At 29.7% G+C, this 1,648-nt stretch carries 1 protein-coding gene; it reads right to left on the bottom strand.

All coding sequences use genetic code 11. From position 1 onward, the window contains the following. Positions 1-21: 21 nt before the first annotated feature. A partial coding sequence (locus tag ABUA17_RS18745; protein WP_349818261.1) for an SGNH/GDSL hydrolase family protein occupies positions 22-1,648 on the bottom strand: 1,627 nt, incomplete at its 5' end.

Genomic DNA, 1,648 nt, shown 5'->3' with positions numbered 1-1,648 from the left:
TAAATCAAGTGTGAGTTAAAATTATTTCATCATTATATTTATAGCCACCCTATTTAAATTATTGGTATCGCCTATAAAATACACACCACCATTAGGTGTTATTTCAATAAAGCCAACTTTATTAGTATCGTCTTGATATTGTACATAACATGGAACTACTGTGCTTTTACTAGGTCTTAAACTTTCAGGTAATATAGTAATTTGAGAAGCTGTTCCTCCATTAACATACCCTCTTAAAACTATTTCATTATCTAAATTTTTCAAAACATATAATTGACTATAATCCGATGTTGATAAATCGGAAAAGTTTTTCCATGAGTTTTTAAAATCAGTTATATATATTTGAGATTTAATTGAATTAACAAATTTGTTTAGCAAAGTACAAGTGTTATAATCAATAAACTCTAAACCAAAATAAGAAGTAAGAGCAGTTGCTTGTGTTTCAAACGTTATGCTATGCCACCCCTTTTTAGCTATATGAATATAGTTGCTCTCATTAGTTAATCTGCTATTAAAAAATGAAGTTGTTGAGTTTATTGTTATTTTATTTAAAGGTTTTGTTCTCTTCCCTTTTTCAACTAAATCCGAATTTGAATATAATGGTTGTTCTACCTCAAAATCAAGAACAACATCAACACTACTATTACTATTAATAAAGAAATTTGGATATACAATTAAATCATCAACCTCTGTATAAAATGGTATTGTTATAGACGACCCCTCAAAAAATATACATGCACCCTTTGTTGTATCGGTTTGACTTGGTGTAGGATATTGCTCATTCTCAAAATATCTTGATTTGCCACATAAATATATATTATCTTGATTTGGATACACTCCAATCTTGCTACAACTTAAAACACTGTTTTTTTCAAATCTACTTAATAAAGCATTTGTTATCCTACTTGCATGAGTTGAATATCCTTTAGAATTATAATGCACTTCATCACTAAATATATCTCCACTATAATTTAGCATTAACTCATCTCCACGAATAAATGGACAATTATACTTTATTGCTAGTCTTTCTAATGCATTAGCAAAGGTAAATATATCTACATCATTATTTCTGTTTCTAGGTGGGCTTATTATTACAACTGCACTACCTCTAAGTATTTCTCTAGCAATTAGTTTTTCGTAATGCATAATAAATTTTTTTACATCACCTTTATAACTAACCCATGTTGCTCTACTGTCATTTGTTCCATATTGGAAAAAGGATAAATTTGCACCACTGGGAGTTGTCCATCTATTATAAGCCCCCTCAACAAAATCTCCACAGTAACCTCTTGTAATTACATTTACTTTCCCACTTCCTAAAGCAGTATTTAAATATTTTTGTAATGCTTCCGGATAAGTAATTCCAGCTCTTGTTTTGTCACTTCCATTACTGCTACCATCAGGTAATACTGTTGTATCAGCAGGTCTTTTATCAGAACTCACTTGATCTAATCCATATGTTAAACTATCCCCTTGACAACATATAGTTTGTAAAACACCTTTTTTAATATTTCTATAAAATTCACCTAATAATTTAAGTTGTTGTTGCTGTAAATATTCTAAAGAGAATACAGTTAATGGCTCTATTTCTTCATTAACCGTATCATCACTTAGATACATCCCGTTCGTAGTGTTATCCAATTGTTCG

Origin of the sequence: Clostridium sp. RTP31139st1_H3_RTP31139_211217 (genome assembly GCF_040227035.1) — a bacterium.
Lineage (GTDB): Bacteria > Bacillota > Clostridia > Clostridiales > Clostridiaceae > Clostridium > Clostridium saudiense.
This window is presented reverse-complemented; position numbering and strand designations above follow the sequence as displayed.